This is a genomic window from Pannonibacter sp. CBAS1226, from assembly GCF_055685825.1.
This window is the reverse complement of sequence record NZ_JBVOUO010000016.1, coordinates 1-17879: the sequence shown is the minus strand read 5'-3', so window position 1 is coordinate 17879 and position 17879 is coordinate 1. Positions and strand designations below refer to the sequence as shown.

The following is a 17879-nucleotide window of genomic DNA, read 5'->3' as shown; positions in this document are numbered from 1 at the left end:
CGAATGATGTTCCGCCGCCGGTGATCTCCATCGGCGGCGGTTTCGTTTTCGCAACCCCTCGAAACTCAGGGAGAACTTGCATGTCAGCGCATATCGCATTTATGGCACCCATCGGCTCCTTCATCGCCTGGTCGGATGGCACGCCGCAGCCACCCGAACGCCATCGCAGGAAGCTGTCTGCATGGCAGAGCAATAACAGCAGCGGCCGGTTGATCCGCAAGCAGGACGAACGAGCCGCCGGCAACATCATCCTGCCAGCTAATTTTACGCTTCATGAGGCCGACCACGGCGCTGGTGGCGTCATCGCCATCCGCGTCCACCGCAGCTTTTCGCTGGAAACAAGTCTGACGTTCACGATCGTCGAACGGCCTGCCATCGGCAGTTGCCGGGTCTTCGACCGCGCCGGCGACAATGCCGAGCTCGTCCATCTCGCAGCGAACCGCCAAGTCGCAGAGGAATGGCTGTCCCGACATGGTTATCCTCATGCCGTGCTGGAGGTCGTCACTGCGGATGAGGTCGCAGCCGCCGTCGTGGAAGGGAGGGCGGCAGCATGAACACCAGCCCTGTCATGACCGAAGCCAATGATACCTCCCGATATCCGGAGGTCTCTTTTGGGCGATCCGCCGACGGGTTTCCGGTCGCCCGCTTGCACGACACGGCGTTCGCGATGTTGCCTAGCCGTGAAGGCCGGCACTATCTTGCCACTGGCTGGAAGATCGCCCGGCCGTTCGCCGAGTGGCGGCGATCCGACTTCTACGGTCATTCCGGCGAACTCGCCGACGAGGCGGCGTTTCGTGCACGCGTAATCGAGAACGCCGAACATCAACGCGAACGGCAGGCACTTGGCCGCTGCGAGATCTTCACCCGTGTCCATACGCCCTGGGGAATGTCGCAGCGCACGATCGTCTATGCGGAGGGCGTCGAGTGCCATTCCACCGCCGGGCACGGCGGCTTCAAGCTCTCGGCTGAGCGCAACCGAAAGGTTCACCCGCTGCTGCGGTCGAAAGACGGCTTCTATGAGGAGGACTCCGCTTGGGCGATCGTCGCGATCACCTTCCCCTTCCTGTTCACCGCGTTCGAACGCCGCTGCGCGGAACGGTCGATCAAGGATTGGTGGCCCGACGCCTGGGAAACCATCTTCGGCACGACCCTGGCGCCCGGTGAATCTCATGTGAAGGACCGTCGCGCTTTCGAGGCGGCCCATGCCGGTGACTGGATCGTCATCTCCGCCCTTCGCTCTGATCATCATCCCGGCATGACCGAAGTGATCGCCACGCGCGGCGGGAAGCGGGAGCACAATACCGGGGAACGACGTTTTCTCGTGCCGTCTGCCGAATACGAACCGGGCCGTTTCGGTTTCGTCATCGATGTCGATCGTCATCGGTCCTATGACGGGCCGTCGAGCTTTGTCGTCTGGCAGGGGAGGGAGACATCATGACCCGGTCCCCGGAACGTCAGGCGTTGCTTTTCCGGATGGAAGAGGCCCGCCGCCAGACTCAACGCCAGCTCGACATGATCGACCGGCAGATTACCGCCAAGATGACGGCTCTCGTCCCGTCGCTCGGGCGGCGCCGAAGCGGATACCGGCGGGGTAAACCGCCCGCGCCGGAAGCCTTCCTCGCCCGCTATCGCTCCAGTCTGGCGGCGATCACCGCGGAACGGCAGCCGGAGATCGATGCTCTTGCCCGCAAGCTCACGCGCCAGGAGGCGGCCATCGCCGCTTTCCAGGCGCGACCGGAATTCAATGCTTCCGCCCGGGGCCCGGAACGAGAATGTCGTCACCACCGTCGTGAGAGGAGCGCGCCATGAGGCGCGTTGACGCCGAGCCGCTTCCACCTCTGACCGAGGAAGAGGTGAATGCCCTTCAGGATTATGCCGCCAGACACGGCCGCTCGTGGAAGCGCATCCTGAACCACGCCTGGATGGGCGAAGCGCCCCATGACGATGTCGGGATATTGCGCCGACTTCGCAACACGCACGGCCCCACCTGGCTTGATCGTTACCGCTTGCCCAAACGGTAGCGCACCCCGTCAACGCTTGCGCACGAATTCCGTGCGCAGGACCAGCCCCTTGATCGCGTCGTGGCGGCAATCGATCTCTTCCGGATTATCGGTGAGCCGGATCGACCTGATGACGGTGCCCTGCTTCAGCGTCTGGCCGGCGCCCTTGACCTTCAGGTCCTTGATCAGCACGACGGAGTCGCCGTCGGCGAGAACATTGCCGGAGGCATCGCGGACTTCGGCTGCCTTCGCCTTCTCCGCGGCAAGTTCGGAGGCCGGCCGCCATTCCCCGGTTGCTTCGTCATAGACGTAATCGTCGTTGCTCTGGTCGCTCATCTGTTGTGCCCCTTCCGTAGGAGACCTTGCAACGGCCCCGCATGTCAGGAGCGCATCTATCGCGGAAAGCCGCCGAGAGCAAACCGCCGCCGCTTTCCCATCGAGAGCGCCTCGCAGACCAGCGGACATCAGGAGGGCGGCAAAGCACTCCGAACCTGGTGATCGAAGCTCTTCCGGCAGATGGGAACTGGTTTGGCGCGCGCCTTGCCTGATTTCCTCTTCGGCTCTGGCATCCGATGTCTATCCCTTTGCCGATCTGCCCTTCGCTTTCGTTGCGGTCTGAACCGGCTGCCGGTCGTTTCAAGGCCGCTGTCGCGCCGCGGGGCGGCCGGTCATGCCGCTTGTCGCAGAGCAGGAACGCGGGCCTCGCAGGTCTCAAAGACCCGCTTGCCCGCGCACCGGCTCCGCTCGATCTGGCCTGACCGGACCCTGAAACGCCCGGCTTGCGCCGGCTCCTCTTGACCGCACCGAAGGGCAGAACGGCCAAGGGGCCGGAACCGCTTCGGGAAAACCGAAAAAGGAAACCATCATGGCAAAGCCCGCAACCCAGTCCCGCCAATCCGCCCGCGTCCTCCAGCTCCGCAAGGGCGCCACCATCGAAATGGTCCGCCTGACATGCCCCGATGAAACGCAGGCGCTCCGGATCGCCGAGAGCTTCGGGACCGCCATTCTCGACAGCGACGGCATCCGCGACATGCATGAGCGCCTGATCGTCGAGACCGCCACGGGCCTTTCCGAGGGCTTAAGCGAACGGGCGATGCAGATCCATCTGCAGCGCATCGTCGGCGCTTATGTCGGATCCGCTCATGGCGCCGGCCAGTTCTACTCGCGCGCCGTCACTGAGGCGCGTGACGCCACCGCCAAGGGGGCCGCCGAAGCGCGCGACGAGGATCTCGACGGTCCTGTCGGCTATGACAGTGCCGCCCAGCGCAAGCGCGAGTTCGCGGCCGACATGGGCGTTCAGGCGCACGCGCTCCGGATGGCCGCCGAAGGTGCCGTCGCCGCCTACGAACAAATCGTCGGCGAGGCATGGAAGCCCTTCGACCGGCCTGTCGACAATCCGGGCCAGTCCCTCGACCGCAAAGCGGCCGCGGCGCAGATGTCGGCCTTCGATTGAGGCCGACCTGGCGGGGCTTCGGCTCCGCCTTCATCGTATCCAGGAAGAAGCCGTCTCCTCGCGGGGCGGCTTTCCGTGTTTCTACGTCGCGGCGAAGTCGCATCAGGAGAGGTGAGAGAGAAAGAAATCGGGGCAAGAGAAAGCCGCCATCGCGGCCCGTCCCTTCTGTCGGTCCTGCAGGAGCCGACGACAGGCGCAACGGCTACGCCGTCCTTCTCTTCGTTCCGGCCGTTCCGGTGCGCATGCCGCCTGACTGCTCCTGCCATCGGCCCTCCGCGACGGGCCGCGATGGGCGCGGCCGCACACGGAGGTCAGAAGAATGAGCAGGAAATCAGAAAGCGCGAGGATTGACATCTATGCACGGATCACGGAGCGGATCATCGCTGATCTGGAGAAGGGGGTGCGCCCGTGGGTGCAGCCGTGGAGTGCCGGCAACATGTCGGGCCGGATCACCCGGCCGCTGCGCCACAACGGACAGCCATATACGGGGCTGAATGTCCTCCTGCTCTGGTCCGAGAGTATCGCCAGCGGGTTCATGTCGGCGACTTGGATGACGCTGCGCCAGGCGAACGAACTCGGCGCCCATGTGCGCAAGGGCGAAAGCGGCGCAACCGTGGTCTATGCCAGCCGCTTCACGAAGACAGAAAAGGATGCCGGCGGCGGTGAAGTCGAGCGCGACATTCCGTTCCTCAAGGCGTACACGGTGTTCAATTGCGATCAAATCGAGGAGCTTCCGGGTCACTACTATCGCCGCTCTGAACCCGTCGGAGAGCCGCTCGAGCGCATTGAGCACGCAGATCGTTTCTTCGCCAATACCGGCGCGGTGATCCGGCATGGTGGGTCACAGGCCTTCTATCAGCCATCCAGCGATAGCATTCAGATGCCGGGTTTCGAGACGTTCCGGGATGCCGAGAGTTACTACGCCGTCCTCGGACACGAGGTCACCCACTGGGTCGGCGCAAGCCATAGGCTGAACAGAGATCTCAGCCGCTACCATAAGGATCGCACGGATCGCGCGCGCGAAGAGCTTTGTGCCGACATAGGGGCATGTTTCCTCTGCGCCGATCTCGGGATCGTCCCGGAACTGGAGCCGCGGCCGGATCACGCGAGCTATGTGGCCTCGTGGTTGAAGCTGCTCGACGGTGACCGCCGGGCAATCTTCCAGGCGGCCGCACATGCGCAACGCGCTGTCGCCTATCTTCATGACCTCCAGCCGAATGCGGAGACCGGGCGGCAGGCCGCCTGATGCTTTCCGCCTCGGAGATCGACGGGGAGGGCGAGACGCCTTCCCCGTCGGCCGCGCGACCTTCGTGTCACCCGTTGGAGAAACCTTGCAGATATGGGCGAGGCGATCTACATTACTTCCTGAATTTATCTACATGGAGTGACCCATGCCGATCAACGTCAACAATCCTGAAGCGGACGCGCTCACGCGCAAGTTCGCGCATATGGCTGGCGTCAGCATTACCGACGCCATCGTGATTGCCATGAAAGAGGCGATCGAACGCCGCCGTCACCAGGAGACGCCGCTGCAAACCGCTGCCCGCCTCCGCGAACAACATGGCATCAAACTCGATGAGGCTCAGAGACAGCCGCTTCCGCGCGAAGCCTATGACGAATTGTGGGAAAGCTGATGTTCGTCGATGCCTGCGCCATCATCGCGCTGCTCTCCGACGAGCCGGAAGCGGAGCGTGTCTCCAATGCGATCGCGTCCGCGAATGCCGCCTTCACATCCCCCGTTGCCGTGCTTCAGGCGGTGCTCGGCCTTGCCCGCCCCGACAAGTTCGGCCTCGCCGTGGCGGAGGTGGAACCGATCGTCATCGAGTTCCTCGATGAGCGCGGGATCGAAATCCGCGATCTTCCGCCTGCGGACGCGACGACCCGGATCGCGCTTTCCGCCGCGCATCGTTATCGCGCAGGCCGCCGGGGCCTCAATCTCGGCGACTGCCTGCATTACGCATGCGCCAAATATTACAACGTGCCCATTCTGGCGACGGCAGATGAGTTCAGACAGACAGACATCGAAACCGTGCCCTGATGCGGCCAGCCAGGGCGGCTGGTTCCGGGCGAAGGTGCAGGAGGCCCTGGAAGATTCCCGGCCAGACACTCCCGACGAGAGGGCCGAAGCTCATTTCGCCGAGCGACGTCTAACGGCGCGTGCAGTGTCGGCGATCATCACGTGTAGGCCCCTCTGATCGAGCGGGCGCAGTCGGCAGGCACGCGGAACGAGCCCCGCCGCGCGACGGCGGATCAGGTGTGGTCGATATAGGCACGCCGCGAGCCTGTTGGTTTCGAAGCGCTCCCATCCTTTCTTCTCGACCGGCCTCCAGGGAGGTGCGGTGAGACCTCGGTCGCCGGCTTGTCCGAGAATACGCGGCCGATGCAAGAGCCGCCATGCGATCGGTGCCGGTCAGCGCGTTCGCCGGTGAGATGACGCGGATGGGGCGTCGGTGAGGGATCGACTGACACGGCGGGCTGTGCAGACGGGAGCCATCGTGAGAGAGCGGTGCCATCACCGCGGTCGCCGTCGGGGATCGCCGATGAACTCCGGGCCTTAAGCCGGGTTCCTTCCCGATTGAAGCGGGGCGCACCCGCGCAGACCTCGATGAATCTGGTGTGACCGAAGGACGACTTCGTCTCGATCGCCATCCCGCAACGGCCATCCGCAACTTTCTTCCCCTGCGAACTGCGTTCGCATTCCTCGCGGTCCAAGAAAGCCGCTCCCGGCCGCCCTCCACTTCGTTTCGGCCCAGAGGGTGCAGTGTCGATCGCCCCCGGTCCTTACACCGCCATCGAGGCCGCGACAGGTGCGGCCCGAACAAACCGAAAAGGATCACGACAATGGCAGTCATCGGCGAATTCACCACCAACGGCAACAACTCGATCATCGGCAACGTCCGCACGCTCACGGTCAGCATGAAGGCCCGCCTGAACCCCATCGAGCGCGTCTCGCGCGACGCCCCGGACTTCCGCATCACCGCCGGCAACGGCGTCGAGGTCGGCGCGGGCTGGAAGGCGGTCTCCAACGACGGCGAGGAATACATCTCGGTCAAGCTGGACGACCCGAGCTTCAACGCCCCGATCACCGCGGCCCTTTGGCCGAGCGAGAAGGAAGGGGAATACGCCCTCATCTGGAACCGCCCGAAGCGGGAGGCCTGATCCCCACCCCGAGGGGCTCCGCCAAATGGCGGGGCTCTTCTCCTTGCGCAAGAGGAAGCCGGTCGCGGGCGTCGAGCCCGCTTCCGGCTTTTCGGGTGTGATACGGAGAGGTGGGGGTCTGCTCAGAGCGCCCGAGGATGCCATGGCGGACCGAAGGCGTCCAGCACGAGCGGTACCCCCAAAATGCTGGCGCATTTCGGCTCCCCCACTCGCCGGCTCCGCCGGTCGCGTTCCGCGCTCCTGGACTCCTCCGCTCCGCCATGACGCGCGGCGTCGTCTTTCACAAACGTCAAGGAGACGACGATGACGATTTCTCTCGAAATGCAAATCGAGGAATTGAAAGCTGAACTCAGGGCCGTTCTGGACGCGAGCGAGCGCCGCCAGATTGCCGCGGAGCTGGAGATGGCGCTGGCCGAGCTTGCCGTCATCGAGCCCGAGCAGGACGGCCGCATCGGCGGGGAGCCTCCTTTCTAGGAGACTTCCATAGTGCTGCCGATCTCAGCAGCCCACTCGTCTCAGCCGTTTAGTGCGTCCTTGACCGCCTTGCCCGGCGTGAACGTCAGCTTCTTCGAAGCAGCGATTTTGATCGTTGCACCGGTTGCGGGATTGCGGCCATCGCGCTCCGGGGTCTCCTTGACCTTGAACTTGCCGAAGGAGGGAATCGATGTTTCCGCGCCAGCCTTTGCGGCCTCGGCGATCTGGCCGAAGACGCTTTCGACGATTGCCTTGGCCTGTGCCTTGGTCAGGTTCTGCTCAGCGGCAATCTTGTCGGCGATTTCGTTGGTGGTGGTCATGAAGGCCAGTCTCCTCTGCTTGTGGATGTCCTTCAGCTATGACGATGAAGGTGTGGCGCCGATAGAGGTCCGAATGCTGGAAGTGTTGCCAGATGCGAGAAAACCACAGGAAACAGCAGCCTCGGGATGTTGAAGGTGTGTCATTCGGCGCAGCGAACGTTGCGATAACCCCGCTTTCGTTTCGTACGTTCGAGGCGCGACAGCGCTGTATCCGCATCTTCTTGAGAGTCGAAGGTTTCCATCATCGTCTGACCGTTAGATCCGATCCGGCCCCAGTTGCGGATGACGGAGGCGCCACCAAACAGGGTCGGCTGGATCGCGAGCATATAGAAGCGCCGCATATTCTGTGTAGCGTCGATACGGTGAAGATGAACCAGGCGTGTTTCCTCGTTTTGCATGCCCGGATTCTCGCGTCTTTGCGAGCCCGCGTCCAACGACTTCCATGAATCGGTGCGGTGTGATCGATTCATCTCGCTGATGGTTTTCCCTTCCGGAGGAAGAGGGGCGTGGGCGAGGCGGCTTTGCCGCACGGCTCTATGCGCTGGAGCGCACCGAACCCGCCAAGCGGTTTCGTCCCATGCGGGTTGCGATCCTCTCGCGGATCGGCTTACGCCGGCATCAGACAAAGCCCGTTTGAGCGCGGCTCTCATCCACCTCTCTCTTCTTCGCGATGGAACCTGTTCTGCCCGACGCAGGCCTTCATGTCGTCGCGCCGGAACCAGATGGCTCGACCGCATCTGAGCGGCGGATTGCCTGATGTGAAGACGATCTGTTCGTCGCTGCGCATGCGCAGCACTTCGTGCGGCATGATCAGTGGCCGACGGCTGAGCTGCTTCGATCGCGATCGCGACGATCCCTTCATCCCGGTCGAATGGTTTGTCTGGTCGACCTCGACCGTCGTGTCGCCGCAGCGTTTCGAGATGTAGTCGGCCGTGTCCGGATCATTGATCGCGGCGAACGAGATCCACGACGCGGACTCGAACCATTTGCTGGTCGCGTCACGGCCGCCATAGGCTTCGCGCATCTGGCCGATAGACTGGAAGATCATGGTGAGCGTGATGCCGTATTTGCGACCGGCGTCGCGCGCGGTTTCGAGGATGCGCAGATAGCCGAGGCGCGCGACCTCGTCGAGCAGGAAGAGCGTGCGTCCCTTGACCTTGCCATTGCGGTTATAGATGGCGTTGAGCAGCGAGCCGATGACGACGCGCGCCAGTCCCGGATGGGCTTCCAGGACCTTGAGGTCGAGCGCGATGAACAGGTCCGCTCCGCCCTCCGCGAGATCATCGGTCGAGAAACTGTCGCCTGACACGAGCGCCGCATAGTTCGGATAGGACAGCCAGTGCGTTTCCTTCACCGCATTGGCGTAGACGCCGGAAAACGTCTCCGGTGTCATGTTGACGAACACGGCAACGTTCTCCTTCACGAACTCGGATTCCGACTGCTCGTAGATCCGCGTCAGGCGCTCGCGCAGCTTCGGCTCCGGCTCGGAAAGATTGGCCCTGACTCGGCGCAGCGTCTGGTCCTTCTCGTCCGTGTGGCCGGAAAGGCAGACGTCGGCGATCAGCGCCGTCAGGAGCTGCATGGCGGATGCCCGGAAGAAGTCGTCGCGGGCCGACGCGGTGCGCGCATTGTCGGTCATGATCCAGGTCGCGACCGCGACAATATCCTCTTCCTTCGTGTTGCCGTGACGGCCGATCCAGTCGAGCGCGTTGAAACCGATCGCGGGCGTGGCGGGATCGAGCACGATCACGTTGCGTCCAGCCTTGCGCCGGTGATCGACAACCATCGGCGCAACCTCGCTCGACGGGTCGAGCACGACGAGGCCGCCGCCCCATTTGAGCGCGGTCGGGATCGTCACGGATGTCGTCTTGAAGCCGCCCGAGCCGGCGAAGACGATACCGTGCGACGAACCGAACGAGCCGTCGAAGCACAAAAGTGGAGACTTGCCGCCGGCGCCCCAGCTCCGCGCCTCATCGGCCCGGAACGGCATGGCCGCTACGCTGTCCTTGTCGACACGGTAGCGTTCACCGATCACGATGCCGCCGGCATCGGGAAACAGCCTGGCGGCGTCAGCCACCTTCATCCAGTCGGCCTCGCCGTGCACGGCCCGCTTCCCCGCGATCCGCCGCGGCGTTGCTTTCGCGAAGGCGCCGTTCCCCCTGATCGCGACGCGCAGTGCGAAAATTCCTGTGAAGACGGCCGCGCATGCGCCAAGCATCGCCGATGGATCAGTGTAGGCGAACACCGACTGGCCGTGAGGCACCCGATCGACGAGAGCGTGGAGCCGCCACCCCTCGCGTGCGATCGCTGCGATGCAGACGACGGAAGCACCAGCCAATACGTTCAAACCGGCAGTCTTGATGTTGGCCGCGCCCGCCGTCGCGAACAGGGCAATCACGCCGATCGCGGCCGCGGCCGCGTAGGGCAGGGCGAGACCGATCCGCCCGAGCATCAGTTTCGCCTGAGGCGATGCTCCGAAATCCGAGAGCCAGGTCTCAATGCCCAGCATTGCCAACATGGTGGTGATCATCAATGCCGCGGGCAGGGTCGCAAGAAGGAGCCTATTCACCGTCAGGACCAAACGACTCCGCACCGATTGCGGTCAGGCGCGAGCGCTCCGTTTCGTCACCGCGGATACGCCCGGCAGCATCGATCAGCAGCCCCAGCAGCAGCGCCCGTTTTTCGTAGCGCAGGCCGGCCTTCACAATCAGGCCGCCCAGCTCGATTTTTTCGCGCGTGTCCTTCTTACGGGCATCGGTCGATGTCGTTCGCCGCATCCGCTCAAGCCTCGCCAGAGCCGCCCGCATCCGCGCCAGACGCGACCGCCGTGGACGTGTCGCCGCCGGTCCTGCCGTCGCCGGCATTCTTCTTTCCGGTCGTCTGTCCCTTGCCTCCGCGAAACCGTCCGGCGATGTCCTCGAACGCCGCCTGAAGTGCGGCTTCCTCGATCTCGATCTCGCCGAGACCGGCCTTCAGCGCGATTCTGCCGATGCGCTCGGCCTCGCGTGTTTCTGCTGCTTTGAGCTGCTCCTGGAGCCTGGCGATTTCTTCCCTGATCTTCGATGACGGTTTCTTCATGCCGGTGGCACTCCCTGGCTGTCTTGGCGTTGCATGCGCGACGCCAAAACTCCTCCGGATGCCCTTGGAAGGAAATGTGCAGATTTGCACGTCGGCAAGGCCTACACTTTGGAGGATGATCCCGGCCGTTCCGAAGGAGCGGTTCCAAGGGCGCAATTATACGTCGCTGACGCGACGCCTTGCGTTGGGCTCTGAATGGCCTGGCCAGCTCCGACGAACGAGGTTCGAACCAGGAGCTTTTGTCGCCGTGGCCATTGCCCACTTCTCCGTCAGCATCGTCAGCCGCGGCGACGGCCGCAGCGCCGTGCTGTCGGCGGCCTACCGGCACTGCGCCAGGATGGAATACGAGCGCGAGGCCCGCACGATCGACTACACCCGCAAACAGGGGCTCCTGCACGAGGAGTTTGTCTTGCCCGTCGACGCCCCGAAATGGGCGCGGATGCTGTTAGCCGATCGCTCGATTCCGGGAGCCTCCGAAGCCTTCTGGAACAAGGTCGAGGCCTTCGAGAAGCGCTCCGATGCGCAACTCGCCAAGGACCTGACCATCGCGCTGCCACTGGAACTGACGCCCGAGCAGAACATCGCGCTCATACGGGATTTCGTGGAGAAACATATCCTCGCCAAGGGCATGGTCGCGGACTGGGTCTATCATGACAACCCCGGTAATCCGCATATCCACCTGATGACGACATTGCGGCCGCTCACCGAGGACGGATTTGGCGCGAAGAAGATGCCGGTTCTCGGCGAAGACGGGCAACCGTTGCGCAACAAGGCGGGAAAGATCGTCTACGAGCTCTGGGCCGGCGGGACGGATGACTTCAGTGCTTTTCGTGACGCCTGGTTCGAGCGTCTCAACCATCACCTGGCGCTGAACGGGATCTCGCTGCGCGTCGACGGCCGCTCCTACGAGAAGCAGGGCATCGATCTTGAGCCGACCATCCATCTCGGCGTCGGGGCAAAGGCCATCGAGCGCAAGGCGGAGAGGCAAGGCGTCCGGGCGGAGCTGGCACGGATCGAGCTGAACGAGAAACGCCGCAGCGAAAATACCCGCCGTATTCTGCGCAATCCCGCGATCGTGCTCGACCTGATCACGCGGGAGAAAAGCGTCTTCGACAGCCGGGATGTCGCGAAGGTTTTGAACCGGTATGTCGACGATCCGGCCGTGTTCCAGCAGCTTCTGGCTCGGATCATACAGAGCCCGGAGGTGCTGCGTCTCCAGCGCGACACAATCGATTTCGCGACCGGCGAAAGAGTGCCGGCCCGTTACACGACGCGCGAGCTGATTCGGCTCGAGGCGGAGATGGCGCGTCGATCGAGCTGGCTCGCGGCAAGCGCGTCGCATGGCGTCTCTGACAAGGTGCTGGAGGCCACCTTCGCCCGTCATTCGCGTCTGTCGGAAGAACAGCGGACTGCCATCGAGCATGTTGCGGGTTCCGCGCGCATCGCGGCCGTGGTCGGCCGCGCAGGTGCTGGCAAGACCACCATGATGAAGGCGGCCCGTGAGGCGTGGGAACTCGCCGGATATCGCGTGGTCGGTGGTGCCCTTGCCGGCAAGGCGGCCGAGGGACTGGAGAAGGAGGCGGGCATCGTCTCCCGCACACTCGCCTCCTGGGAGCTGCGGTGGCAACAGGGGCGTGACACGCTCGATGCCAGGACCGTTTTCGTCATGGACGAGGCCGGCATGGTCGCCTCGAAACAGATGGCGGGATTCGTCGAAGCCGTCGTCAGGGCGGGGGCGAAGATCGTGCTCGTCGGCGATCCCGAGCAACTGCAGCCGATCGAGGCGGGTGCTGCCTTCCGCGCCATCGTCGATCGCATCGGTTACGCCGAGCTCGAGACGATCTACCGCCAGCGCGAGGAGTGGATGCGGCATGCCTCGCTCGATCTCGCGCGCGGCAACATCGAACAGGGGTTGCTGGCCTATCGCACTCGCGGTCATGTCGTTGGAGAAAACCTGAAATCGGAAGCCGTCGAGAGCCTCATCTCGGCCTGGAACCACGACTACGATCCCGCCAGGTCGATGCTGATGCTGGCGCATCTGCGCCGCGACGTCCGCATGCTGAACATGATGGCGCGCGCAAAGCTGGTCGAGCGCGGTATCGTCGGAGAGGGACACGTCTTCAGGACCGCCGACGGCACCCGCCAGTTCGACGCCGGCGACCAGATCGTTTTCCTGAAGAACGAGGGTTCGCTCGACGTCAAGAACGGGATGATCGGCCGTGTGATCGAGGCCGCGCCCAACCGCATCGTCGCGGTGGTGGGCGAGGGCGATCAGCGCCGGCAGGTGAGGGTCGAGCAGCGGTTCTACAACAATCTCGACCACGGTTATGCCACCACGATCCACAAGAGCCAGGGCGCCACCGTCGATAGGGTGAAGGTACTGGCTTCCCTTTCTCTGGATCGCCACCTGACCTATGTCGCGATGACGCGCCATCGAGAGGACCTTCAGGTCTATTTCGGTCGCCGCTCCTTCGAGATGAACGGCGGGCTGGCCAAGATCCTATCGCGGCGAAACGCCAAGGAGACGACGCTCGACTACGAGCGCGGTACGCTCTACCGCGAGGCGCTCGCCTTCGCCGAAAACCGAGGGCTGCGCATCTTGCAGGTGGCGCGAACATTGCTGCGCGACCGGCTCGACTGGACGCTGCGCCAGAAAAGCAAGCTCACCGATCTCGCGAGCCGCCTTCGCGCTCTCGGCGAACGGCTCGGCTTGCGGCAATCCCCGCCAACCCAATCAGCTAAGGAGTCGAAACCCATGGTCGCCGGCATAACTCGGTTCGAGAATTCCGTTGCGGACGCGGTCGGGCAAAAGCTCGACGTTGATCCCGCATTGAAGAGGCACTGGGAGGAGGTTTCGATCCGGTTCCGCTATGTGTTCGCAGATCCCGAAACTGCCTTCCGGGCGATGAACTTTGACGCCGTGCTGGCGGATAAGGACATGGCGCGACAGGCGCTTCAGAAGCTTGAGGCCGAGCCGGCGTCGATCGGTCCTCTCAGGGGCAAGACCGGCATTCTCGCCAGCAAGGCGGAGCGCGAGGCGCGCCGTATCGCCGAGATCAATGTGCCGGCGCTCAGGCGTGACCTCGAACGCTATCTGCAGATGCGCGAGAGCGCGGTGCAACGGCATGAAGCCGAAGAGAACACGCTGCGCCAGCGTGTCTCGATCGACATACCGGCGCTGTCTCCGGCCGCGCGCGCCGTGCTGGAGCGCGTACGCGACGCGATCGACAGGAACGATCTGCCGGCCGCACTTGCATATGCGCTGAGCAATCGCGAGACGAAGCTGGAGATTGACGAGTTCAACAAGGCTGTGGCCCAACGGTTTGGCGAACGCACCCTGCTGACCAATGCCGCACGTGAGCCATCGGGCAAACTCTTCGACAAGCTCTCCGAGGGAATGCAGCCACAGGAGAAGGAACGCCTGAAGGAAGCTTGGCCGATTATGCGCGTGGCCCAGCAGCTCGCCGCCCATGAACGTACGACCGAGACCCTGCGGCAGGTAGAGGAATTGCGTCTCGCGCAGCGCCAGACTCCGGTTGTGAAGCAATGAGGCGGCGCGGCGCGATGATGCTGCTGAGCGCGTCAATGGTGGCTGTCACTTGCTTTATCACAGCGGCGTTCGTCGGCGGTTATAGGTTGAACCTGACGCCGAGCGAACCGGTCGGGCTCTGGCGTATCGAGAAACTCGATCGTCCGCTCGAGGCCGGAGATCTCGTCTTCATCTGCCCGCCCCCGACCGCAATATTCGAGGAGGCACGACGGCGAGGGTATCTCCGACGAGGCTTGTGCGCCGGTGGGTTCGCGCCGCTGATCAAGATGATCGCAGCACTTCCCGGACAGCATGTCGAAATCACGGATCACGTCGTGATCGACGGCGGTTCCCTTGCCGCATCTGTCGTCCGGAAGACGGACGGGGAGGACAGGACGATCACGCCATTTCCTGGTGGCATCGTGCCATCAGGACATCTCTATCTCTACTCTTCTTTTGCGAGCTCCTATGACTCCCGATACTTCGGGTCGGTTCCCGACAGCGGCCTTCTCGGCCTTGCCCGGCCGGTCATCACCTTTGATCCGTGACCACATTTCTGACCATTGGCGGTCTGTGTTGCTCATCCTCGCATCCGTTGCCTGCGGCCCACTCGGCTGGAGCGGCAATGTGCTCGCCCTTCCGCTTGCGATGCTCTTCCCGGCGCTTTGGGCGATGTCGCCGTCGCGCAGGGTCGCGGCACTCGTGTCGGCCGGCTATTTCCTGGCGGCCTCGCGCGGTCTGCCGCAGGGCGTCGCCAACTTCTATGCTGCCGATCTCTGGCCCGGCCTTCTGCTTTGGCTGGCGGCCTCGGCCTCCTTCGTCGCCGTGCATGCGGTCGCGTTGACAAGGCATCCGGGAAAAGGAAGGGCGTTCCGCTATCTGGTGGCTGCGGCGCTGACGGGGCTGCCGCCCTTCGGCATCAGCGGATGGGCGCATCCGCTGACCGCAGCCGGCGTACTGTTTCCCGGATGGGGATGGTGGGGCCTAGCTGCGGCTGCGGCCGGCTTGCTCGTCATGGTGACGAGATTTTGGTCGGCTGCCGCCATTGGCCTCGCAGGCTTCTGGCTCTGGTCCACTGCCACGTGGACAGGGCCGAATCTACCGGAAGGATGGATGGGCGTAGACCTTGAATTGGGACGAAGCCTTGGCCGGGACGGGTCGCTCGAGCATCACCGTGGCCTGATCGCCACAGCGCGCATATCCGCAAGTAAGGGCGCGCAAGTTGTCGTTTTTCCGGAGAGCGCGCTCGGCTTCTGGACGCCGACGGTCGCTCGCCTTTGGCGGGAGGGGTTGAACGGGCTCGACCTCACGGTCGTCGCCGGCGCAGCCGTCATCGATGCGCAAGGCTACGACAACGTCATAGTGGCGGTTGGTTCCGGCGCCGCTGGCATCCTCTACAAGGAGCGCATGCCGGTTCCGGTTTCCATGTGGCAGCCATGGTTGCGATGGACAGGGCAGGGCGGCGGCGCCAAGGCGCACCTGTTCGCGAACCCGGTCGTGGAGGTTGGGACAACGAGGATTGCGCCGCTCATCTGCTACGAGCAACTCATCCTCTGGCCGGTCCTGCAGTCGATGCTGCATTCCCCTGGCGTCATCGTCGCAACGGGTAACGGCTGGTGGACCGAAGGCACCTCGATCGTTGCTATCCAGAAGGCGAGCGTGACCGCCTGGGCTAAGCTCTTCGACCTGCCCGTCGTCATGGCCTTCAACACATAATGGAGATCGCCAGATGGTCGATGCTGCCCTCATCAAGCAATGCGCCGATCCGGGCTTAAAGCCCGCGATTGTCGAACAGTTCATCGAGCGGGCGGGGTCGCAGGAACCACTCGCGATCACGGTTCGATCCGGGAACCGCATTGTTCTGGTGCCGAAGCCCGCCACGTCCGGCGAGGCGATGGAACTGATCCGCCAGCATGTCGGCCGCAACATCGTGCGTGTCGGCGTCACCCAATATCCGGCGGGTCTTGGCATCATGGAGGCCGGAGCGCTGAAACCGGACCTGGTCGATCCTTGTGAAAATCTCCGCATGGGCTCGGCGCTCTTCGCCAAGGTCTACCGGATCGTCATGAAATGGTATGGCGACCCGACGGCGAAGGAAGTGCTGCCACAGGTATTCGATGATGCGATCATCGCCTGGCAGACGGGGTATTTCGAGGGAGTGGCCGTATTTCGCGCGCAGGACCCTGGTGAGGTGAAGGCCCCTGAACGTGGTAGGGACGAGCCCACGAGCGACGCTATCGAGGAGTTAGCAGATTCTGCTGGATTGGACGCGAGCAAGCCCTCTGAGGACGCGGCCCACAGCGACGATCCCAACAAGGCGGGTATTCGTGTCGATCTCTCCGGGATCGGTGCCAAATGACATTGATGCTCGCGAAGGTCAGTATGCCACAGCATGATCATGTGCATGTTTGCACTGGCGAATTCAGCGTCCGCCATCTATAAGGGCGGGCAGGGCAGTACGCGCTGCCTCGGGGTGTGGAAACCCCTGCTAGCAGTTGATGTCGGCTGTTTCGACATCAGAATCCTCTGACCATTGTGGCCGGGGGCCTGTGACGTATGTCCAGGTGCCTCGGTACTAAAGGTCGCAGGACTGTCTAGCACAGTTTCCAACCCCCGGCTTGGGATCAGGGATTAACGTTTGCGGGGGCGCACCGCGGACAAGCCGGAGATTGGATTGAATGACACCGGACGCGCCGACATCGGAAGACAAACTGGAAATGCGTCCCGTGTACGGGCTGACGCAGGGTCTGCCCAGGGCAGACCTGGAGAGCTTGACGGTGGATGCTATCCGGACCCATCGGCGTCTGGTCGACGATGCAGACCGGCTGTTTCAGGCTCTGCCCGACACCTACAAATCCGGTAAGGAGGCGGGCGGTGCGCAGCACCTCACTTACATCCAGTCCTGCATGGAGATGCATGCGCAGATGTATGTGGTGAACACGCTGGTCACCATTCTTGGTCATATTCCGAAAGTGTCGGTGAACTGAGGCTCAGATCAGCTTCCTGCGGATAGCGACGGCAGTGAGATGGGTCAGTGTGTGCACGTCAAACCGCTTCTTCGTTTCGGCGATTTTGACTCGAACGCTGTTGTATTTGACGCCCTCAAGGTCCGCTGCCTCCTCCATGGTCTTCCCGACAGCTATCCAACTCAGATAGGCCGCCCCTTTGGGATCCAGAGCAATCGGCTCCTCGATACTCGGGGTCGAATCAGCAAAATTGATGCGGGCGTGGAGTTGCGCAACTGCGGATGCAGCTTCGACAGGGTCGATCTCGCGGTCCAGGTCGATGGCCGACTTCTCCGAGGCAAGCGTAAACATCGCCATGGACCCATGTGCGGCCCTGACGGGTACCGTGATGCCGGAGCGAATTCCGAAATCGGCTGCATGGGCAAAGAACGAGCGTTCAGCTTTGGTCAGTCGTTGATTGTCCTGCTTAATGCTCCAGGTGAAGGCTCGCTTCAGGGACTTGGCGCGTCGAATGACGGGGTCTATCGCAAGATAGCCTCGCGCGAAGTAGTCGGATTGAAACTCACGACGATAGTTCGAGATTGCGAGTGAGCGTCCTGGCTGGATGTTCAGATAGGCATAGCCTATAAAACCGATATGTTCGGTAAAGTTTGCTAGCGCGTCCTTCAATATGCTTTCATCGCCAGGAATGGCGGCGAGGTCGGTCAGCTTGTCCAGCCAGTGTCGCATTTAAAATTCCTTGTGGATCGTCAGTTAGAACAGATCATGTGATCCCTTTATATGTAGGCATTCTTCAATGCAACCTTTGATTGCATAAGCATAATTATGGAACTCTAACGCCTTCTATCACCGATTGGCACATTGTAAAACGAACCCCAAAGATTCCCAAACGAACCAAAA

The 17879-nt window shown here is 62.9% G+C and carries 22 protein-coding genes; 15 read left to right on the top strand and 7 right to left on the bottom strand.

Features of this window, described 5'->3' with window-relative positions; genetic code table 11:
- Positions 1-80 precede the first annotated feature (80 nt).
- From AC0CMF_RS23890 to AC0CMF_RS23875, 4 genes are read left to right on the top strand one after another with little or no spacing between them, the layout of a single operon-like run.
- Complete coding sequence (locus tag AC0CMF_RS23890; RefSeq protein WP_064334941.1) at positions 81-554, top strand: hypothetical protein; 474 nt, start codon at positions 81-83, stop codon at positions 552-554.
- Entirely contained in the window at positions 551-1438 is an 888-nt protein-coding gene (locus AC0CMF_RS23885) for a DUF7007 domain-containing protein (protein ID WP_064334942.1), read from the top strand. The genes AC0CMF_RS23890 and AC0CMF_RS23885 overlap by 4 nt, the downstream gene beginning before the upstream one ends.
- Entirely contained in the window at positions 1435-1809 is a 375-nt protein-coding gene (locus AC0CMF_RS23880) for a hypothetical protein (protein ID WP_097143029.1), read from the top strand. The genes AC0CMF_RS23885 and AC0CMF_RS23880 overlap by 4 nt, the downstream gene beginning before the upstream one ends.
- Positions 1806-2021 carry a hypothetical protein gene (locus tag AC0CMF_RS23875; RefSeq protein WP_084438770.1) on the top strand — a complete coding sequence of 72 codons (216 nt, stop codon included), beginning with the start codon at positions 1806-1808 and terminating at the stop codon, positions 2019-2021. Before AC0CMF_RS23880 ends, AC0CMF_RS23875 begins: the two co-directional genes overlap by 4 nt.
- Positions 2022-2030: 9 nt before the next feature.
- On the opposite strand, the gene AC0CMF_RS23870 is transcribed toward AC0CMF_RS23875, so the two are convergent.
- Positions 2031-2336 (bottom strand): alkylphosphonate utilization protein, encoded by a 306-nt coding sequence (locus tag AC0CMF_RS23870; protein ID WP_064334944.1) that lies wholly within the window; start codon positions 2334-2336, stop codon positions 2031-2033.
- 529 nt (positions 2337-2865) lie between these two features.
- On the opposite strand from AC0CMF_RS23870, the gene AC0CMF_RS23865 reads away from it, so the two are divergent.
- The 6 genes from AC0CMF_RS23865 (at position 2866) to AC0CMF_RS23840 (ending at position 7086) form a co-directional block, all read left to right on the top strand.
- A complete protein-coding gene (locus AC0CMF_RS23865) occupies positions 2866-3453 on the top strand; it encodes a hypothetical protein (RefSeq protein ID WP_097143030.1) in 588 nt (195 codons plus the stop codon).
- Between the two features lie 319 nt (positions 3454-3772).
- Positions 3773-4699: an ArdC family protein gene (locus AC0CMF_RS23860; RefSeq protein WP_097143031.1), complete on the top strand. Its 927-nt coding sequence runs from the start codon at positions 3773-3775 to the stop codon at positions 4697-4699.
- A gap of 145 nt (positions 4700-4844) precedes the next feature.
- Positions 4845-5087, top strand: a complete 243-nt coding sequence (locus tag AC0CMF_RS23855; RefSeq protein WP_097143032.1) for a type II toxin-antitoxin system VapB family antitoxin — start codon at positions 4845-4847, stop codon at positions 5085-5087.
- Positions 5087-5491, top strand: coding sequence for a type II toxin-antitoxin system VapC family toxin (locus tag AC0CMF_RS23850; RefSeq protein ID WP_097143033.1), 405 nt, complete (start codon positions 5087-5089; stop codon positions 5489-5491). Before AC0CMF_RS23855 ends, AC0CMF_RS23850 begins: the two co-directional genes overlap by 1 nt.
- An 803-nt stretch (positions 5492-6294) precedes the next feature.
- Positions 6295-6612 (top strand): DUF736 domain-containing protein, encoded by a 318-nt coding sequence (locus tag AC0CMF_RS23845; RefSeq protein WP_064334949.1) that lies wholly within the window; start codon positions 6295-6297, stop codon positions 6610-6612.
- A gap of 303 nt (positions 6613-6915) precedes the next feature.
- Positions 6916-7086: a hypothetical protein gene (locus tag AC0CMF_RS23840; protein WP_176526929.1), complete on the top strand. Its 171-nt coding sequence runs from the start codon at positions 6916-6918 to the stop codon at positions 7084-7086.
- A 41-nt stretch (positions 7087-7127) separates the two neighbouring features.
- On the opposite strand, the gene AC0CMF_RS23835 is transcribed toward AC0CMF_RS23840, so the two are convergent.
- The 5 genes from AC0CMF_RS23835 to traC form a co-directional block, all read right to left on the bottom strand.
- Positions 7128-7406 carry an HU family DNA-binding protein gene (locus tag AC0CMF_RS23835; RefSeq protein WP_097143035.1) on the bottom strand — a complete coding sequence of 93 codons (279 nt, stop codon included), beginning with the start codon at positions 7404-7406 and terminating at the stop codon, positions 7128-7130.
- Positions 7407-7546: 140 nt separating this feature from the next.
- On the bottom strand, positions 7547-7804 hold the full coding sequence (locus AC0CMF_RS23830; RefSeq protein WP_064334951.1) for a WGR domain-containing protein: 258 nt from the start codon (positions 7802-7804) through the stop codon (positions 7547-7549).
- Between the two features lie 248 nt (positions 7805-8052).
- Positions 8053-9981: a Ti-type conjugative transfer system protein TraG gene (gene traG, locus AC0CMF_RS23825; protein WP_097143051.1), complete on the bottom strand. Its 1929-nt coding sequence runs from the start codon at positions 9979-9981 to the stop codon at positions 8053-8055.
- On the bottom strand, positions 9968-10183 hold the full coding sequence (gene traD / locus AC0CMF_RS23820; RefSeq protein WP_176526930.1) for a type IV conjugative transfer system coupling protein TraD: 216 nt from the start codon (positions 10181-10183) through the stop codon (positions 9968-9970). Before traD ends, traG begins: the two co-directional genes overlap by 14 nt.
- Positions 10184-10187: 4 nt before the next feature.
- The gene (traC, locus tag AC0CMF_RS23815) at positions 10188-10484 is read right to left on the bottom strand and encodes a conjugal transfer protein TraC (protein WP_064334954.1); all 297 of its coding nucleotides are present in this window, start codon (positions 10482-10484) and stop codon (positions 10188-10190) included.
- Positions 10485-10731: 247 nt separating this feature from the next.
- Between traC and traA the strand changes: the two genes are divergently transcribed.
- From traA to AC0CMF_RS23790, 5 genes are all read left to right on the top strand, one after another.
- Positions 10732-14034 (top strand): Ti-type conjugative transfer relaxase TraA, encoded by a 3303-nt coding sequence (gene traA, locus AC0CMF_RS23810; protein ID WP_097143037.1) that lies wholly within the window; start codon positions 10732-10734, stop codon positions 14032-14034.
- Between the two features lie 14 nt (positions 14035-14048).
- Entirely contained in the window at positions 14049-14561 is a 513-nt protein-coding gene (gene traF, locus AC0CMF_RS23805) for a conjugative transfer signal peptidase TraF (protein ID WP_472482495.1), read from the top strand.
- Positions 14482-15729, top strand: a complete 1248-nt coding sequence (locus AC0CMF_RS23800; protein WP_472482494.1) for a conjugal transfer protein TraB — start codon at positions 14482-14484, stop codon at positions 15727-15729. Before traF ends, AC0CMF_RS23800 begins: the two co-directional genes overlap by 80 nt.
- A 13-nt stretch (positions 15730-15742) precedes the next feature.
- Positions 15743-16372, top strand: coding sequence for a TraH family protein (locus AC0CMF_RS23795; protein ID WP_097143040.1), 630 nt, complete (start codon positions 15743-15745; stop codon positions 16370-16372).
- Positions 16373-16691: 319 nt separating this feature from the next.
- Positions 16692-17000, top strand: a complete 309-nt coding sequence (locus AC0CMF_RS23790) for a transcriptional repressor TraM (RefSeq protein WP_097143041.1) — start codon at positions 16692-16694, stop codon at positions 16998-17000.
- A gap of 3 nt (positions 17001-17003) precedes the next feature.
- On the opposite strand, the gene traR is transcribed toward AC0CMF_RS23790, so the two are convergent.
- The gene (gene traR / locus AC0CMF_RS23785) at positions 17004-17708 is read right to left on the bottom strand and encodes an autoinducer-binding transcriptional regulator TraR (protein ID WP_097143042.1); all 705 of its coding nucleotides are present in this window, start codon (positions 17706-17708) and stop codon (positions 17004-17006) included.
- Positions 17709-17879 lie beyond the last annotated feature (171 nt).